Annotated in this window: 19 protein-coding genes and 2 tRNA genes; 15 read left to right on the top strand and 6 right to left on the bottom strand. The window is 66.2% G+C overall.

Annotation, left to right across the window (positions count from 1 at the left end; translation table 11 throughout):
• Positions 1-104: 104 nt before the first annotated feature.
• Positions 105-1031 carry a phosphoribosylaminoimidazolesuccinocarboxamide synthase gene (locus tag DFO63_RS10320; protein ID WP_014038746.1) on the bottom strand — a complete coding sequence of 309 codons (927 nt, stop codon included), beginning with the start codon at positions 1029-1031 and terminating at the stop codon, positions 105-107.
• A 144-nt stretch (positions 1032-1175) separates the two neighbouring features.
• Between DFO63_RS10320 and DFO63_RS10315 the strand changes: the two genes are divergently transcribed.
• The 10 genes from DFO63_RS10315 to DFO63_RS10270 all read left to right on the top strand — a co-directional run bounded on the left by DFO63_RS10315 (position 1176) and on the right by DFO63_RS10270 (position 9753).
• Positions 1176-1505, top strand: a complete 330-nt coding sequence (locus tag DFO63_RS10315) for a DnaJ domain-containing protein (protein WP_005411327.1) — start codon at positions 1176-1178, stop codon at positions 1503-1505.
• 57 nt (positions 1506-1562) lie between these two features.
• Positions 1563-2237, top strand: a complete 675-nt coding sequence (rpe, locus tag DFO63_RS10310; RefSeq protein WP_014038744.1) for a ribulose-phosphate 3-epimerase — start codon at positions 1563-1565, stop codon at positions 2235-2237.
• 58 nt (positions 2238-2295) lie between these two features.
• Positions 2296-2778, top strand: a complete 483-nt coding sequence (locus DFO63_RS10305) for a GNAT family N-acetyltransferase (protein WP_119006843.1) — start codon at positions 2296-2298, stop codon at positions 2776-2778.
• A gap of 281 nt (positions 2779-3059) precedes the next feature.
• A complete protein-coding gene (gene yegS, locus DFO63_RS10300; RefSeq protein ID WP_119006842.1) occupies positions 3060-4013 on the top strand; it encodes a lipid kinase YegS in 954 nt (317 codons plus the stop codon).
• A gap of 197 nt (positions 4014-4210) precedes the next feature.
• The gene (gene trpE, locus DFO63_RS10295) at positions 4211-5686 is read left to right on the top strand and encodes an anthranilate synthase component I (protein ID WP_049443910.1); all 1476 of its coding nucleotides are present in this window, start codon (positions 4211-4213) and stop codon (positions 5684-5686) included.
• 67 nt (positions 5687-5753) lie between these two features.
• Positions 5754-6533, top strand: a complete 780-nt coding sequence (locus DFO63_RS10290) for an SIMPL domain-containing protein (protein ID WP_119006841.1) — start codon at positions 5754-5756, stop codon at positions 6531-6533.
• Between the two features lie 2 nt (positions 6534-6535).
• Positions 6536-7123, top strand: a complete 588-nt coding sequence (locus tag DFO63_RS10285; protein ID WP_100474204.1) for an aminodeoxychorismate/anthranilate synthase component II — start codon at positions 6536-6538, stop codon at positions 7121-7123.
• A gap of 16 nt (positions 7124-7139) precedes the next feature.
• Positions 7140-8171 carry an anthranilate phosphoribosyltransferase gene (gene trpD, locus DFO63_RS10280; protein WP_049443905.1) on the top strand — a complete coding sequence of 344 codons (1032 nt, stop codon included), beginning with the start codon at positions 7140-7142 and terminating at the stop codon, positions 8169-8171.
• A gap of 74 nt (positions 8172-8245) precedes the next feature.
• Positions 8246-9040, top strand: a complete 795-nt coding sequence (trpC, locus tag DFO63_RS10275; protein ID WP_119006840.1) for an indole-3-glycerol phosphate synthase TrpC — start codon at positions 8246-8248, stop codon at positions 9038-9040.
• Positions 9037-9753 carry a haloacid dehalogenase-like hydrolase gene (locus tag DFO63_RS10270; protein WP_075676001.1) on the top strand — a complete coding sequence of 239 codons (717 nt, stop codon included), beginning with the start codon at positions 9037-9039 and terminating at the stop codon, positions 9751-9753. The genes trpC and DFO63_RS10270 overlap by 4 nt, the downstream gene beginning before the upstream one ends.
• Positions 9754-9871: 118 nt before the next feature.
• Here DFO63_RS10270 and DFO63_RS10265 read toward each other — a convergent pair whose 3' ends face one another.
• Both DFO63_RS10265 and crp read right to left on the bottom strand, forming a co-directional pair.
• Positions 9872-10633 (bottom strand): sulfite exporter TauE/SafE family protein, encoded by a 762-nt coding sequence (locus DFO63_RS10265; protein WP_014038735.1) that lies wholly within the window; start codon positions 10631-10633, stop codon positions 9872-9874.
• A 62-nt stretch (positions 10634-10695) separates the two neighbouring features.
• Positions 10696-11385 carry a cAMP-activated global transcriptional regulator CRP gene (gene crp, locus DFO63_RS10260; RefSeq protein ID WP_010482649.1) on the bottom strand — a complete coding sequence of 230 codons (690 nt, stop codon included), beginning with the start codon at positions 11383-11385 and terminating at the stop codon, positions 10696-10698.
• A gap of 149 nt (positions 11386-11534) precedes the next feature.
• Between crp and speD the strand changes: the two genes are divergently transcribed.
• Both speD and sugE read left to right on the top strand, forming a co-directional pair.
• The gene (gene speD / locus DFO63_RS10255) at positions 11535-12329 is read left to right on the top strand and encodes an adenosylmethionine decarboxylase (protein WP_006473908.1); all 795 of its coding nucleotides are present in this window, start codon (positions 11535-11537) and stop codon (positions 12327-12329) included.
• A 168-nt stretch (positions 12330-12497) separates the two neighbouring features.
• Positions 12498-12818 carry a quaternary ammonium compound efflux SMR transporter SugE gene (gene sugE / locus DFO63_RS10250; RefSeq protein ID WP_005419816.1) on the top strand — a complete coding sequence of 107 codons (321 nt, stop codon included), beginning with the start codon at positions 12498-12500 and terminating at the stop codon, positions 12816-12818.
• Between the two features lie 87 nt (positions 12819-12905).
• Here sugE and coq7 read toward each other — a convergent pair whose 3' ends face one another.
• Positions 12906-13550, bottom strand: coding sequence for a 2-polyprenyl-3-methyl-6-methoxy-1,4-benzoquinone monooxygenase (gene coq7 / locus DFO63_RS10245; protein ID WP_049447257.1), 645 nt, complete (start codon positions 13548-13550; stop codon positions 12906-12908).
• A gap of 196 nt (positions 13551-13746) precedes the next feature.
• Between coq7 and rplM the strand changes: the two genes are divergently transcribed.
• Positions 13747-14175 (top strand): 50S ribosomal protein L13, encoded by a 429-nt coding sequence (gene rplM / locus DFO63_RS10240; protein WP_005414692.1) that lies wholly within the window; start codon positions 13747-13749, stop codon positions 14173-14175.
• Between the two features lie 2 nt (positions 14176-14177).
• Positions 14178-14570 (top strand): 30S ribosomal protein S9, encoded by a 393-nt coding sequence (gene rpsI / locus DFO63_RS10235; RefSeq protein ID WP_005411311.1) that lies wholly within the window; start codon positions 14178-14180, stop codon positions 14568-14570.
• 311 nt (positions 14571-14881) lie between these two features.
• On the opposite strand, the gene DFO63_RS10230 is transcribed toward rpsI, so the two are convergent.
• Both DFO63_RS10230 and DFO63_RS10225 read right to left on the bottom strand, forming a co-directional pair.
• Positions 14882-14956 (bottom strand) — tRNA-Gln (locus DFO63_RS10230).
• A gap of 55 nt (positions 14957-15011) precedes the next feature.
• Positions 15012-15088, bottom strand: a tRNA-Met gene (locus tag DFO63_RS10225).
• A 120-nt stretch (positions 15089-15208) separates the two neighbouring features.
• Between DFO63_RS10225 and DFO63_RS10220 the strand changes: the two genes are divergently transcribed.
• Positions 15209-15829: an RNA pyrophosphohydrolase gene (locus DFO63_RS10220; protein WP_119006839.1), complete on the top strand. Its 621-nt coding sequence runs from the start codon at positions 15209-15211 to the stop codon at positions 15827-15829.
• Positions 15830-15866 lie beyond the last annotated feature (37 nt).

Genomic DNA, 15866 nt, shown 5'->3' with positions numbered 1-15866 from the left:
CAGGCCATGCCTGGCTGCAGGTGTTCGCTGAGGTTGCCGGCCAGCGGCCGGCACTACCGCATTCAGAACGCCCCCCGCCTTTCCGGCCGGGGGGCGCAGGCGGATCAGTCGACGCTGATCCCGGCCAGGCGCTGCAGCGCCTCGGCGTACTTGGCGCGGGTGCGCTCGATGATCTCGGCCGGGATGCTCGGGCCCGGGGCGGTCTTGCCCCAGTCCAGCGTCTCCAGGTAATCACGCACGAACTGCTTGTCGTAGCTCGGCGGGCTGGTGCCCACTTCGTACTCGTCGGCCGGCCAGTAACGCGAGGAATCCGGCGTCAGCATCTCGTCCATGATGTACAGGCGGCCATCGGCATCGGTACCGAATTCGAACTTGGTATCGGCCAGGATGATGCCGCGCTCGCGGGCGTAATCGGCGGCGAACTTGTAGATGCGCAGGGTGGCGTCGCGCACGCGCTCGGCCAGGTCCGCACCGACCTGCTTCACCATCGCATCGAAATCGATGTTCTCGTCATGGTCGCCGACGGCGGCCTTGGTCGAGGGGGTGAAGATCGGCTCCGGCAGCTGCTCGGCCTGGCGCAGGCCATCGGGCAGGTCGATGCCGCTGACCTTGCCGGTGCGCTGGTAGTCCTTCCAGCCGCTGCCGATCAGGTAGCCGCGGGCGATCGCTTCCACCGGCACCGGCTTCAGCTTGCGGGTGACCACCGCGCGCTTGGCGTACAGGGCCGGGTCCACGCCTTCGGGCAGAACGCTGGCCACGTCGATGCCGGTCAGGTGGTTGGGCATCAGGTGCGCGGTCTTGGCGAACCAGAAGTTGGAGACCTGGCAGAGCATCTCGCCCTTGCCCGGAATCGGGTCGGGCAGGACCACGTCGAACGCCGACAGGCGATCGGTGGCCACCATCAGCAGGTACTCGCCCGGCGGGGTTCCGGCTGGCAGCCGCTCGCGCGGGATATCGAACACATCACGCACCTTGCCGCGATGGCGCAAGGGCAGGCCGGGGAGATCGGATTGCAACAGCGTGGTTGGCACGGGCACTCCTGGGGCGTTGTCGATACGGCTGCTGCCCAACGGACCCGGCGGGCCCGCTGACCAGCGGGCGGCCTAGTGTAAAGCGGTCCGGGCCCGCTGTGACGTAAAATGAGCGTCCATTTCGTCGGTCGACCCCGGAGCGCCATGCGCTGGTACGGAAAACTGCTCGGATTCATCGCCGGCGCCCTGCTGTTCCGGCCCAATCCGCTGTTTGGCGCGGTGGTCGGCCTGTTGATCGGCCACGCCTTCGACTCGGACTGGTTCCGCCTGAACAAGGAGAACCCGTACCGGGAGCTAGGGCTGACCTCCGAGGCCACCGATGCCGAGGTCGAGCGCGCCTACCGCAAGCTGATCTCGCAGTACCACCCCGACAAGCTTGGCGGCGCCGCCCCCGAGCTGCAGCAGCAGGCCGAGCAGAAGTCGCGGCGGATCAATGCCGCCTACGACCGCATCAAGACCCTGCGCAAGCGCTGATTCCAGAGTCCCGCCTGCGGGCGGGAGAACCTTTTCCCCGTTCCGAAGGCCCCGGCCATGTCCAACTGCCTCATCGCCCCCTCCATCCTGTCCGCCAACTTCGCCCGCCTCGGCGAGGAAGTCGACAACGTCCTCGCCGCCGGTGCCGACTGGGTCCACTTCGACGTGATGGACAACCACTACGTGCCGAACCTGACCATCGGCCCGATGGTCTGCCAGGCGCTGCGCAAGCACGGCGTCACCGCGCCGATCGACGTGCACCTGATGGTCGAGCCGGTGGACCGCATCATCCCGGACTTCGCCGAAGCCGGTGCCACCTACATCAGCTTCCACCCGGAAGCGAGCCGCCACGTGCACCGCACCATCCAGCTGATCCGCTCGCTGGGCTGCAAGCCGGGCATCGTGCTCAATCCGGCCACGCCGGTGGACATCCTCGACTGGGTGCTGGACGACCTTGACCTGGTGCTGCTGATGTCGGTCAACCCGGGCTTCGGCGGACAGGCCTTCATTCCCTCGGCGCTGGACAAGCTGAAGGTGGTGCGCAAGATGATCGATGCCAGCGGCAAGGACATCCGCCTGGAGATCGACGGTGGCGTGAAGGCCGACAACATCGGTGAGATCGCCGCTGCCGGTGCCGATACCTTCGTCGCCGGTTCGGCCATCTTCAACGCCAAGACCAGCTACCAGGACGTGATCGCGCAGATGCGCGCCAACGTCGCCGCGGCACGCTGACAAAAAGGGGGCGGAGGGGATTAAGCTCGCTTGGTCCCCTCCGTCCCCCTTTTCGCCCATGGCTCTGTTGAACATCCGCCCGGCCACCGTCGCCGATGCGGGCCTGATCCTGCACTTCATCCGCGAGCTGGCCATCTACGAGAAGGCCGAGCATTCGGTGCAGACCGATGAGATCGGCATCGCTGAAAGCCTGTTCGGTGCCGATGCCACGGCGCGCGCACTGATCTGCGAAGCCGACGGCGAGGCCATTGGTTACGCCGTGTATTTCTACAACTACTCCACCTGGCTGGGCCGCAAGGGCATCTACCTGGAAGACCTGTATGTCAGCCAGGAAAAGCGTGGTGTGGGCGCCGGCAAGGCACTGCTGAAGTACATCGCACGCCAGGCCGTGGCCGAGGGTTGCGGCCGCTTCGAATGGTCGGTGCTGGACTGGAACACCCCGGCCATCGAGTTCTACACCGCCGTTGGCGCCACGCCGCAGGACGAGTGGACCGTGTACCGGTTGCAGGGCCAGGCATTGCACGATTTCGCCAACGGTTGAGGCGAAGTGCATCCACGCATGGCGTGGATCTACCAACCGGGTGGGTGCGAACCGCAACCCGGTAGGTGCGAACCTTGGTTCGCACTCCCTGCGAACGCCAAAAAAAAGCCACGCCAATCACTGGCGTGGCCTTGCTGCATGCGTGGGAGGCTGATCCTGCCTCCATCCGTCGTCCCTGCTATGGCCTTCCATTCTCCAGCAGCTGAATGACACCTGCGTGACATTCACTGCGGACAAACAGTGCATTGCTAGCCTGTGCCGCCCCCTCCTGGAAGCTCCGCATGACCGCACCGCGCTGGCGCCTGATCCTCAATGGCAAATCCGCAGGCAACGAGGAACTGCGCGAGGCTGTCGGCCATTGGCGCGGGCAGGGCGTGCAGCTGGAAGTGCGGGTGACCTGGGAGGACGGCGATGCCGAGCGCTATGTGGCCGAGGCCATCGATCACGGCGTGGACGTGATCGTTGCCGCCGGTGGCGACGGCACGCTCAGTGCGGTGGCCGAAACCCTGGCGCACCGTGAGGAAGCGGCGGGTGCGTTGCCCTCGCTGGCGCTGATCCCGATGGGGACCGCCAACGATTTCGCCACGGCTGCGGGCATTCCGACCGAGCCAAAGGCGGCATTTGCGTTGATCGGACAGGCCACCCCGCATGCCATCGATCTGCTGCGCGTGGACGCCGATGGCACGCCCTGGTGGTGCGCCAATCTCGCCAGCGGTGGCTTCGGCACGCAGGTGACGGTGGAGACCGATGCCGGCCTGAAGAAGATGCTGGGCGGGCTGGCCTATGTGATCACCGGTATCGCCAAGCTGGGGCGGATCGAGCCGATCCATGCACGCCTGTCGGGTCCGGATTTCGCGTGGGAAGGCGACTTCATCGCGCTCGGCATCGGCAATGGCCGGCAGGCCGGCGGTGGCCAGCAGTTGTGCCCGCAGGCACTGATCGACGATGGGCTGCTGGATGTAACCGTGCTCCCGGAGCTGGAAGGTGAGGTCACCGCCACCCTCGGCCAGATGCTGAAGTCCGGCACCCAGGCGGCGCTCGAACAGCTGGCCACGCGCGCGCGACTGCCGTGGCTGCAGGTGGAATCCGAGCGCCCGTTGACGCTCAACCTGGACGGCGAACCGGTTCAGGCCCGCCAGTTCCGCATCGCGTGCGTGCCGGGCAGGGTGCGGATGCATCTGCCGGCCAGCTGTCCGCTGCTGGGCGGGGTCTCCGCTGCGAACGCCCCGGCGTAGCGCTGGTCTCTGCGGCCGCCTAGGGCGTGCCGTGGTTCAGTTTGGCGGGGTTCCCCTCCCGCCCCGGCTGCGATACAGTCAAGGGGTGTCCAGCCTGACGACCCCGCATACCCTTTCTTCCGCACGCCGTTGGTGGCGATGGTGGCCCGTTGCCGTCGTCCGCCCCCATAACGCTGTGTCCCGGAAGGAAAGTCGTCTTGAACTCGCACGCTCAGTTTCAGCTGCAGGCCGCTGAAGGCCATACCCATATTCCCGTCGTCCGTGAAGTGCTGTCCGACCTGGACACGCCGCTTTCGGTCTATCTGAAGCTCGCCGACGGCCCCAATACCTACCTGTTTGAATCCGTCGAAGGCGGCGAGCGCTTTGGTCGTTACTCGATCATCGGCCTGCCGGCACGCCGCGTGTACGCCTTCCATGGCCACACGCTGACCGTGCGCGAAGACGGTCAGGTGGTGGACACCCGCGAGGTGGCCGACCCGTTCGCCGAAGTCGAGGCGCTGCGCAGCGCCCACTCGGTGCCCAAGCTGGAAGGCCTGCCGGGCTTCACCGGCGGCCTGGTCGGCTGGTTCGGTTTCGAGTGCATCGGCTACATCGAACCGCGCCTGGCGCCGCCGGCCGGCCGCGATGAGCTGGGCACGCCGGACATCCTGCTGCTGGACTCCAACGAGCTGGCGGTGTTCGACAACCTCAAGGGCCGGTTGTACCTGATCGTGCATGCCGACCCGCGTGTCGACGGTGCCTTCGAGCAGGCCCAGGCGCGCCTGGATGCGTTGACCGCCAAGCTGCGCGCACCGGGTGCCGGCTATCCGGCGCCGCTCAACAGCGACGTGCTGGACGAATCCGATTTCGTTTCCGGGTTCACCCGCGAAGGCTTCGTCGATGCGGTCCAGCGCAGCAAGGAATACATCCGTGCCGGCGACATCTTCCAGGTGGTGCTCAGCCAGCGCCTGAGCGTGCCGTTCAAGGCGCGCCCGGTGGATGTGTACCGCGCGCTGCGCGCATTGAATCCCTCGCCGTACATGTATTTCCTCGATGTCGGCGACCTGCAGGTGGTCGGTTCTTCGCCGGAAATCCTGGTGCGCCTGCAGGATGGCGAAGTCACCGTGCGTCCGATCGCCGGCACGCGTCCGCGCGGTGCCACCGTCGAGCAGGACCTGGCGCTGGAAGCCGAGCTGCTGGCCGATCCCAAGGAACGCGCTGAGCACCTGATGCTGATCGACCTCGGCCGCAACGACGCCGGTCGCGTGTCGAAGGCCGGCACCGTGGAAGTGGGCGAGCAGTTCGTGATCGAACGCTACAGCCACGTCATGCACATCGTCAGCGAAGTGACCGGGCAGCTGCAGCCCGGCCTGAGCTATGCCGATGTGCTGCGTGCCACGTTCCCGGCCGGCACCGTCAGCGGCGCGCCGAAGATCCGCGCGCTGGAAGTGATCCGCGAGCTGGAACCGATCAAGCGCAATGTCTACGCCGGCAGCATCGGCTACATCGGCTGGCACGGCGATGCCGATACCGCGATCGCGATCCGCACTGCGGTGATCAAGGATGGCCGCCTGTACGTGCAGGCCGGCGCCGGCATCGTCTACGACTCGGACCCGGACAAGGAATGGGACGAGACGATGAACAAGGGCCGCGCGCTGTTCCGCGCCGTCGCCCAGGCCGCCAAGGGCCTGTGAAGTTCCCCGTGCCGTGGCCTGCGCCGCGGCACCCTCCGCTGTTCCCATTCAAGACAAGGAGTACCGCATGAAGCTGCTGAGCGCATTGCTGTGGTCGTCACTGCTGGCCACGATGGCCCCGTCTGCGTGGGCGCAGGCCAACACCATTCCCTCGCAGCCGCATCTGCTGGTGAAGGGCGAGGCGCGCCGCGAGGTGATGCCTGACCGGTTCGGCCTGCAGTTGAACATCGAAGAGACCGACATGGACGCAGATGCGGCGCGGCGCCGCGTGCAGGACAACGTTGCCCGCGCGCTGGCGCTGTTCAAGCAGAACAAGGCGGTGGAGGGCAGCGTGCGTGCGGACAACCTGCGGATCGGCCCGGCGACGCGCTATGAGCAGAACCGGCAGGTCTTCATCGGCACCCGCGTGTCGCGCCAGTTGCGTGCCAGCTTCGCCAGCGTGAAGGCGATGCAGGACGTGCTGGGCGCGCTGAAGGCCAACGAGAACGTGCAGGTCAGCAGCGTGGCCCCGATCTACTCGGGTGAAGTGGCGCTGCGACGTGAACTCAAGGGCGAGGCCGCGGCCAAGACCCGCGAGTCCGCGCAGGGGCTGGCCAAGGCCTATGGAACGAAAGTGCGTGGCCTGTACAGCATCTCCGACGTGGCGCCGGACTTCGCCTACGGCATCCAGGCCGGGCAATGGCCGCAGCCGGGCGAGGATGGTGAGTATCTGGACAGGATCTCGGTGACCGGCAGCCATGCACCGGCCTCGGCACCTGCGCCCGGTGCACCGGAGTCCATCGAAGCCGGCCCCATCACCTACACCGAAAACGTATACGCCATTTTCCTGATAAGCGACGGAACCTGACCATGTTGTGGATGATCGACAACTACGACAGCTTCACCTACAACCTCGTGCAGTACCTGCAGACGCTGGGCGCCGAGGTGAAGGTGGTGCGCAACGATGCGATGAGCGTGGACGAGATCGCCGCGCAGAAGCCCGAGCGCATCGTCATTTCGCCCGGCCCGTGCACGCCCAACGAAGCGGGCGTGTCGCTGGAGCTGATCCAGCGCCTGGGCCCGACCACGCCGATCCTCGGCGTGTGCCTGGGCCACCAGGGCATCGGCCAGGTCTACGGCGGCACGGTCATCCGTGCCGGCAACATCATGCACGGCAAGACCTCGCCGATCCGCCATGAAGGCAAGGGCGTGTTCGCCGGCCTGCCGGACCGCTACCAGGCCACCCGCTACCACTCGCTGGTGGTGGACAAGAACCGCCTGCCGGACTGCCTGGAAGTGACCGCCTGGACCGAGAACGACGACGGCTCGATCGAAGAGATCATGGGCCTGCGCCACCGCCAGTTCCCGGTGGAAGGCGTGCAGTTCCACCCCGAATCCATCCTCACCGAACACGGCCACGCCCTGCTGCGCAATTTCCTGCAGCGCCCGGCGGCCTGATCCAAGGAGCATTCCCATGAGCTTCTCCCCCCAGGAAGCCCTGCAACGCACCATCGAGCACCGCGAAATCTTCTTCGACGAAATGGTCGACCTGATGCGGCAGATCATGCGCGGCGATGTATCGCCGATGATGACCGCCGCCATCCTCACCGGCCTGCGCGTGAAGAAGGAAACCATCGACGAGATCGCTGCGGCGGCCACGGTCATGCGCGAATTCGCGCTGGCGGTGCCGGTGGCCGACAGCACCCACCTGGTTGACATCGTCGGCACCGGTGGCGACGGTTCGCACACCTTCAACATCTCCACCTGCGCGATGTTCGTCGCCGCCGCGGCCGGTGCGCGCGTGGCCAAGCATGGCAACCGCAGCGTGTCATCCAAGTCCGGCAGCGCCGATGCGGTGGAAGCACTGGGCGCGGCCATCGAGCTGCAGCCGGCCCAGGTGGCCGCGGCGATCGAGCAGACCGGTATCGGCTTCATGTTCGCGCCGATCCATCATCCGTCGATGAAGGTCGTCGCGCCGGTACGCCGCGAGATGGGCGTGCGCACCATCTTCAACATCCTCGGCCCGCTGACCAACCCGGCCAGCGCGCCGTCGGTGCTGATGGGCGTGTTCCATCCCGATCTGGTGGGTATCCAGGCGCGCGTGCTGCGCGAACTGGGCACCGAGCGTGCCATGGTGGTCTGGGGCCGCGACAACATGGACGAAATCTCGCTGGGTGCCGGCACGCTGGTCGGCGAGCTGCGCGACGGCAAGGTGCGCGAGTACGAGATCCACCCGGAAGACTTCGGCATCGCCATGTCGGCCAGCCGCAACCTGCGCGTGGACAGCCCGGAGCAGTCCATCCAGATGCTGCGCGCGGTGCTGGACAACGAGCCCGGCCCGGCGCTGGACATCGTGGCGCTGAACGCCGGTGCCGCGCTGTACGTGGCCGGCGTGGCCAGCGACATCGGCGACGGCCTGGCCCGCGCCCGTGCCGCCATCGCCAACGGCAGCGCCCGCCAGCGCCTGCAGCAGTATGTGGAGACCACCCGCGCGCTGGTTGCCTGAGCGCGCGGTTCAGCCTGACCCCCTTGATGGCCGATAATGGCCGTCCTCACCGCCCCCGCACTGAACCGAAGACGATGAGCGACATCCTGCAGACGATCCTGGCCCACAAGGCCGAAGAAGTGGCCCAGCGCCGCGCCCAGCGCCCGCTCGAGGCGCTGCAGGCCGCCCTGGCCAGTGCCCCGCCGGTACGTGGCTTCGTGCGCGCCTTGCAGGCGGCGGTGGCCAACGGCGACCCGGCGGTGATCGCCGAGGTGAAGAAGGCCAGCCCGTCCAAGGGCGTCATCCGCCCCGACTTCCGCCCGGCCGACATCGCGGTCAGCTACGAATTCGGCGGCGCCAGCTGCCTGTCGGTGCTGACCGACGTGGACTTCTTCCAGGGCGCCGACGCCTACCTGCAGCAGGCGCGCGAGGCGTGCACGCTGCCGGTGCTGCGCAAGGACTTCGTCATCGATGCCTACCAGGTGTACGAGGCACGCGTACTGGGCGCCGACTGCATCCTGCTTATCGTGGCGGCGCTGGACGACACCCAGCTGGCCACCCTGTCCGAACTGGCGTTGTCGCTGGGCATGGACGTGCTGGTGGAAGTGCACGACATCGATGAACTGGAGCGCGCGCTGCAGGTGCCGGCGCCGATGATCGGTATCAACAACCGCAACCTGCGCACCTTCGAGGTGTCGCTGCAGACCACGTTGGACATGCAGAACGCTGTGCCGCGTGACCGCCTGCTGGTCACCGAGAGCGGCATCCTCGGCCCGCAGGACGTGGCGCTGATGCGTGACGCCGGCATCCACGCCTTCCTGGTCGGCGAAGCCTTCATGCGCGTGGAAGAGCCGGGCGAGGGCCTGCGTCAGCTATTCTTCGCGGCATGACAACGCACTATCCAACGCCGCGCGAGGATGCGCCGCTGGTGGTCTTCGACTTCGACCACACCCTCTACGACGGCGATTCGGGCACCCACCTGTTCGCCTCGCTGATCAAGCGCAACCCGCTGCGCATGCTGGCGGCGCTGCTGGTCACGCCGATTGCCGGGCCGATGGTGGCGATGCTGCCGACCCGTCGCGCGGGCATCTCGGTCTATGTGTGGATCGGCAGCTTCGGCCTGCACCGTGCGCGTGACTTCAACAAGGTGATCGACGCCTACGTGCTGCGCAACCAGGCGCAGATGCGCGCCAAGCTGCTGCCGCAGGCGCTGGAGGTGTTCGCCGCGCACCGCGCCAAGGGCGACCGCGTGGTGGTTGCCACGGGTGCGCCGCCGGAGCTGGCCCGCGCGATCCTGGCTTTCGTCGCCCACCAGGACGTGCCGGTGATCGGCACCGAGGTCGGCCCGCGGCTGGGCGGCGTCGGCCCGACCCGCCACTGCCACAACGAAGAGAAGATGCGCATGCTGCGCGAGCGCGGCTACGGCGATATCGACATCGCGTATTCCGACAGTACTGCCGACCTGCCGTTGCTGCTGGCCGCCAAGGCGCCAGTGGTGGTGAACCCGAAGCCGGGCCGCGTGGACTTCTTCCGCCGCGTGCTGCCGGCCGGCACCCGCATCCTCAACTGGGGCTGCGTGGACCGCGGCGGCGACAAGGCGTAGCCCGGGGTCAGATCCCCGTAGGGGCTCTGACCCCATCGCACGGTGATGGATCTGCCGGCCAGCGGCCGGCACTACCCCTTTTCCGTCCAGGTAGTGCCGGCCGCTGGCCGGCAAACGCTCAGCGCGCCAGATACCCGGTCAGTGCATGGCCGATCTGGAACAGGCTGATGCCCAGTACCAGCACGCCGACGGCCACCAGTACCCAACGCTCCTTCAGGCGCTTCACCAGCAGGGCGGCCACCGGTGCGGCCATCATGCCGCCGATCAGCAGGCCGGCCACGATCTGAAGGTGATGCAGCCCCATCGACAGCAGGAACGTTGCTGAAACCGTCAGGGTGACCACGAACTCGGCCGCGTTCACCGTGCCGATGGTGGTGCGCGCCTGGCCGCCGCGGGCGAGCAGGGTGGAGGTGGCCACCGGCCCCCAGCCGCCCCCGCCGCTGGCATCCAGGAAGCCGGCCACGAAGCCCAGCACGGGCACCCGCTTGACCTCGCCCTTGGGCATCAGGCGGCCGGCGGCACGTGCCAGGATGATGATGGCCAGCACCAGCAGGTAGAGATAGATGAGCGGGCGGATCACCTCGCCGGGCAGCTGGGTCAGGCCGTAGGCACCTACGGCGCCGCCCACAGCGCCGGGCAGCGCCAGGCGCAGGAACAGGCGCTTATCGACATTGCCGGCGACCAGATGCGACACGCCGGAGGCGCCGGTGGTGAACACCTCGGCGGTGTGGATGGCGGCGCTGGCCTGCGCGGGCGGAATGCCCATTGCCAGCATCACCGACGACGACACCAGGCCGAACGCCATGCCCAGCGCGCCGTCGACCAGCTGGGCGCCGAGGCCGATGAGGATGAACCACCAGAATGCGCTGCTCAGTTCCATGTACCGAGCCTAGCGCGCGAAGGAGTGCGGACCAAGGTCCGCACCCACCGGGTGCTCAACGGTCAACGGGTGCCGTACAGCACCACGGTCTTGCCGCGGGCATGCAGCAGGCCGTCGGTCTGCAGCTTCTTCAGCACACGGCCGGCCATTTCACGCGAGCAGCCGACCAGGCGTGCCAGCTCCTGGCGGGAGACGCGCAGCTGGCTGCCCTGCGGATGGCTCATCGCCTCCGGTTCCTGCGCCAGGTCGTGCAGGGTGCGCACGATCCGGTCGGTAACGTCCAGGAATGCCAGGCGGCTGGCCTTGCGGCTGGTGTCGAGCAGGCGCTTGGAGATCTGCTGGCCCAGCGCATACAGCAGGCGCGGGGCATCGGCCGACAGCGGGCCGAGGAACAGCTGATGCAGGCGCTCGTAGCTGATTTCAGCCAGCTCGCAGGCGGTGCGGGTCCGCAGGATCACCTCGCGGCGGTCCGATTCGACGAACAGGCCCATCTCGCCGACGAACTCGCCGGCACCGAAGTAGCCCAGCACAAGCTCGCGATCGTCATCTTCCTCGGCCATGATCGAAACCGAGCCGCTGATGACGTAATACAGGGTTCCCGCCGGGTCACCGGGTCGGAAGACGTCGGTACGGGTGGGATATCGCCGCCTGTGGCTGTGCGCCAGGAAACGATCGATTGTGGCGATATCCAGGGCCAGTGGACTGCTAGCTAGGCGCACGGTTGACACGATAGGGGCGCTCCCTCTGCGCATGAACGGATTCACGGGGTCGATAGCGGAGCTTAACCAGCGCAATTGTTAAGGGCAAACAGTGTGCCAGAACTCTTGCGTCTTCACGTTCCCCCCGAGGGCAGTTTGCCCCATAATTCCTCCTTTCCCTTCTTACACAGGAATCGACCGCCGTGGTCAAGCCGTTGCCTCGCCTGAGGCTGCAGGGTTTCAACAACCTCACCAAGGCGCTGAGCTTCAACATCTATGACGTGTGTTACGCGCGCACCGAAGAGGAGCGTCAGCGTTACATTGAATACATCGATGAAGAGTACAACGCCGACAGGCTGACTCAAATCTTGACCGATGTCGCCGAGATCATCGGCGCCAACATCCTGAACGTGGCCCGCCAGGACTACGACCCGCAGGGTGCCTCGGTGACCATCCTGATCTCCGAAGAACCGGTGATCGACAAGAAGCAGGCCGGCAAGGAGCTGATCTCCGACGCCGTGGTCGCGCACATGGACAAGAGCCACATCACCGTCCATACCTACCCGGAAACCCATCCGCAGGAAGGTATCGCGACGTTCCGCGCGGACATCGACGTGGCCACCTGTGGTGTCATTTCGCCGCTGAAGGCCCTGAACTACCTGATCGAAAGCCTGGAATCGGACATCGTGATCATGGACTACCGTGTCCGTGGCTTCACCCGCGATGTGAAGGGCAAGAAGCACTATATCGATCACAAGATCAACTCGATCCAGAACTTCCTGGCCAAGAACATCAAGTCGCGTTACGAGATGTTCGACGTCAACGTCTACCAGGAAAACATCTTCCACACGAAGATGCACCTGAAGGACTTCGACCTGGACCAGTACCTGTTCGAGGAAAAGGCCAAGAACCTGTCGTTCAAGGAACGCATGAAGATCGAAGCGCTGCTGAAGCGCGAGATCGAAGAGCTGTTCCACGGCCGGAACCTGTCCGAGTAAGCCCCATGCGCGATGCCTGCAGGCATCGCCGCCCAGGCGGGACGACCCGCCCCGTGGAACCAGTGCCCCGCACGCGTTACAGTTCCACGGTGATGTACCGACCCACGGCCCGGTGTGAAAACACCGGGCCGTTTCGTTTTTCTCAAAAAAGGTAAGGAGCCCCCACCCATGCCCTGGATCTACCTGCTGCTGGCCGGCCTGTTCGAGATCGGTTTCGCCCTCGGAATGAAGTACTCCGAAGGCTTCAGTAAACCCCTGCCCACCGTTGCCACGGTGGTATCTGCCCTGATCAGCCTGTACCTGATGAGCCAGGCGATGAAGAGCATCCCGGTCGGCACCGCCTATGCGATCTGGACCGGCATCGGTGCCATGGGCGTGGCGGTGCTGGGCATCTACCTGTTCAACGACAGTGCGTCGCCGGCCCGCCTGGCCTGCGTGGGCCTGATCGTGGCCGGCGTGATCGGCCTGAAGCTGGTCTCGCCCAATTAATCGGTAGTGCCGGCCGCTGGCCGGCAACCTCCTGATCTTCTGCGGCGCCCGCGTGGTTGCCGGCCAGCGGCCGGCACTACCTGGCGGTCACAGCCGGTAGGCGATGGTCTTCATCACCTTGGAGGCCAGCGCCATCGCGCCCGGGATCGGGAACGGCAGGCGGCGTGCGCCGGCCTGCTCGGCGTGCTCCGCGTGGCGGGCCTCGTCTTCCTTCATCACCTGGATGACCGCGCGGCTGCGCAGGTCGCCGGCCGGCAGGTCGACCAGGTGCTCGTCCAGGTGGGCTTCCACCTGGCGCTCGGTCTCGACCACGAAGCCCAGGTTCCAGCCATCGCCGCGCAGCCCGGCCAGGGTGCCGATGGTGTAGCTGCCGGCGTACCACAGCGGATTGAACAGGCTGGGGCGGCTGTCCAGTTCACCCAGCCGGGTGGCGCACCAGGCCAGGTGGTCGGTCTCTTCCTGGGCCGCTTCCAGCAGGTGTTCACGGGTGGCCGGGTCGCGGGCCACGGCCGCCTGGCCGAAGTACAGGCCCTGTGCGCAGACTTCGCCGACGTGGTTGATCCGCATGAGGCCCGCCGCGTGGCGGCGCTCGGCGTTGTCCATGCCCGGCTCGCCGGTGTCCGCAGCCGGGTAGGGGCGGGCCGCCGGTGGATTGCCGAACACCGTGTCCAGGGCGCGCTGCGCTTCGGTCAGCAGGTGGTCCAGCGGAGTGGTCTGGCGGAGCACGGTCATGGCGGTACGCGGTGGGGCGGAAGACCCGCCGATTCTCGCCCGCCCCCGTCCCCCTGCCAACCCGGGGCAGGGCCAGCTTGCACCGGGGGCTTGACCTGCGTACAATCCCGCCTCTTACGCTTCACCTTTCACAACGCGTGGCAGAGTTCCGGCGAGTCGTTCGCCGCAATGAGCCCGACCTAACCTAGAGTTCTTCATGAGCACTTTCACTGCCAAGAACGAGACCGTCCAGCGCGACTGGTACCTCGTCGACGCCGAGGGCAAGACCCTGGGCCGTCTCGCCACCGAGCTGGCCCGCCGTCTGCGCGGCAAGCACAAGCCGGTCTACACCCCGCACGTTGATACCGGCGACTACCTGGTCGTCATCAATGCAGAAAAGATTGCCGTCACCGGCAAGAAGCTGCAGGACAAGATGTATCACCGTTTCACCGGCTACATCGGCAACCTGAAGACCGAGTCCCTGGCCCAGGCGCTGGAGCGCCACCCGGAGCGCGTGATCGAGATCGCCGTCAAGGGCATGCTGCCGAAGGGCCCGCTGGGTCGCCAGATGTACCGCAAGCTCAAGGTCTACGCCGGCACTGAGCATCCGCACGCCGCACAGCAGCCGCAGGTTCTGGATATCTAATCATGGCTATCACTCAAAACTACGGCACTGGCCGCCGCAAGTCCTCCACCGCTCGCGTGTTCCTGCGCAAGGGTTCGGGCAACATCACCGTCAATGGTCGTCCGCTGGACGAGTTCTTCGGTCGTGAGACCGCGCGCATGATCGTGCGCCAGCCGCTCGAGCTGACCAAGAACACCGAAAGCTTCGACATCCTGGTCACCGCCGCTGGCGGCGGCACCACCGGCCAGGCCGGTGCGATCCGTCTGGGCATCGCCCGTGCTCTGGTCGAGTACGACGAAACCCTGAAGTCCGAGCTGCGCAAGGCTGGCTTCATGACCCGTGACGCCCGTGAAGTCGAGCGTAAGAAGGTCGGTCTGCACAAGGCCCGCCGCGCCACCCAGTTCTCCAAGCGCTGATTCACCGCGCCTGGTTGTGCTCCTTCGGGAGCCCGCTGGTTGGAAAAGCAAAAGCCCGGCTTCGGCCGGGCTTTTGTCGTTCTGGGGTTGCGCATTTCGAGGTTGCCGGCCAGCGGCCGGCACTACCCGGGGCGTCGCATGTCAGCAGGATGGGATCGTGCAGAAAAGGATCCGACCCCGGGCCCCTCTCTGGAGAAGAGCCCCCTTGTTGTTCAAGGGGGCGCGCCGACAGGCGCGGGGATAAGGTGGAATGCGCGACCAAATTAAAAGCAAAAGGCCAGATCTTTCGATCTGGCCTTTTGCTTTTAATTTGGCTGCCCCGGATGGATTCGAACCACCGAATGCCTGAGTCAGAGTCAGGTGCCTTACCGCTTGGCGACGGGGCAAAACGTGCAACTATTTTCTCACTTTTCACACTGAAAAACAACTTGATTTTCAGCGTGGTGGCTATGGGTGGACTCGAACCACCGACCCCAGCATTATGAGTGCTGTGCTCTAACCGGCTGAGCTACATAGCCTTGGTGAGCCCGCTATTCTGCGGATGTGTATCGCCCCTGTCAACACTTTTGTGTCGTGCTTGTGGGCCGACAGAGGGCATGGGATAGTCCCGACCAGTAGATTTTTTAGGAGTCCGCATCGTGATCGATCCGGACGGCTATCGACCGAACGTCGGCATCGTGCTGATGCGGCAGGATGGCCAGGTGTTCTGGGCACGACGCGTGCGCCGGGACGGCTGGCAGTTCCCGCAGGGTGGCATGAACACCGACGAGACGCCTGTCGAGGCCATGTATCGTGAACTGCAGGAAGAGATCGGCCTGCTGCCTGAGCATGTGGAAGTGCTCGGGGCGACACCCGGCTGGCTGCGCTACAAGCTGCCGGCGCGGGCCATCCGCCGCAACGAGCGGCAGGTCTGCATCGGCCAGAAGCAGGTCTGGTTCCTGCTGCGCCTGACCGGTGACGAATCCCACGTGAAGCTGGACCACACCGACTCGCCCGAGTTCGACCACTGGCGCTGGGTGGACTTCTGGTACCCGGTAGAGCACGTGGTGATGTTCAAACGCGGCGTCTATGCGCGTGCCCTGCGACACCTGGCGCCACTGGCGCGCGGCGTGGCCGGGCAGGGCGTCACCGCCATGCCCAAGAGCGCCGCCGAGGCCTGGATGCCGGGCCACACGGCCGGGCACGACCGCCCGCGCAAGCGCCCGCGGACCCGGGGCTACTGGCCGAAGAAGGCCACGGGCGACGGCCCGGCCAGCTGACCGGCTGAACGGTATCGAGAATGGTTCAGGTCTCTGA

This window comes from Stenotrophomonas sp. AG209 (assembly GCF_003550055.1).
Classification (GTDB): domain Bacteria; phylum Pseudomonadota; class Gammaproteobacteria; order Xanthomonadales; family Xanthomonadaceae; genus Stenotrophomonas.
The sequence above is the reverse complement of the archived record's forward strand: the minus strand, read 5'-3'. Positions and strand labels throughout refer to the sequence as shown.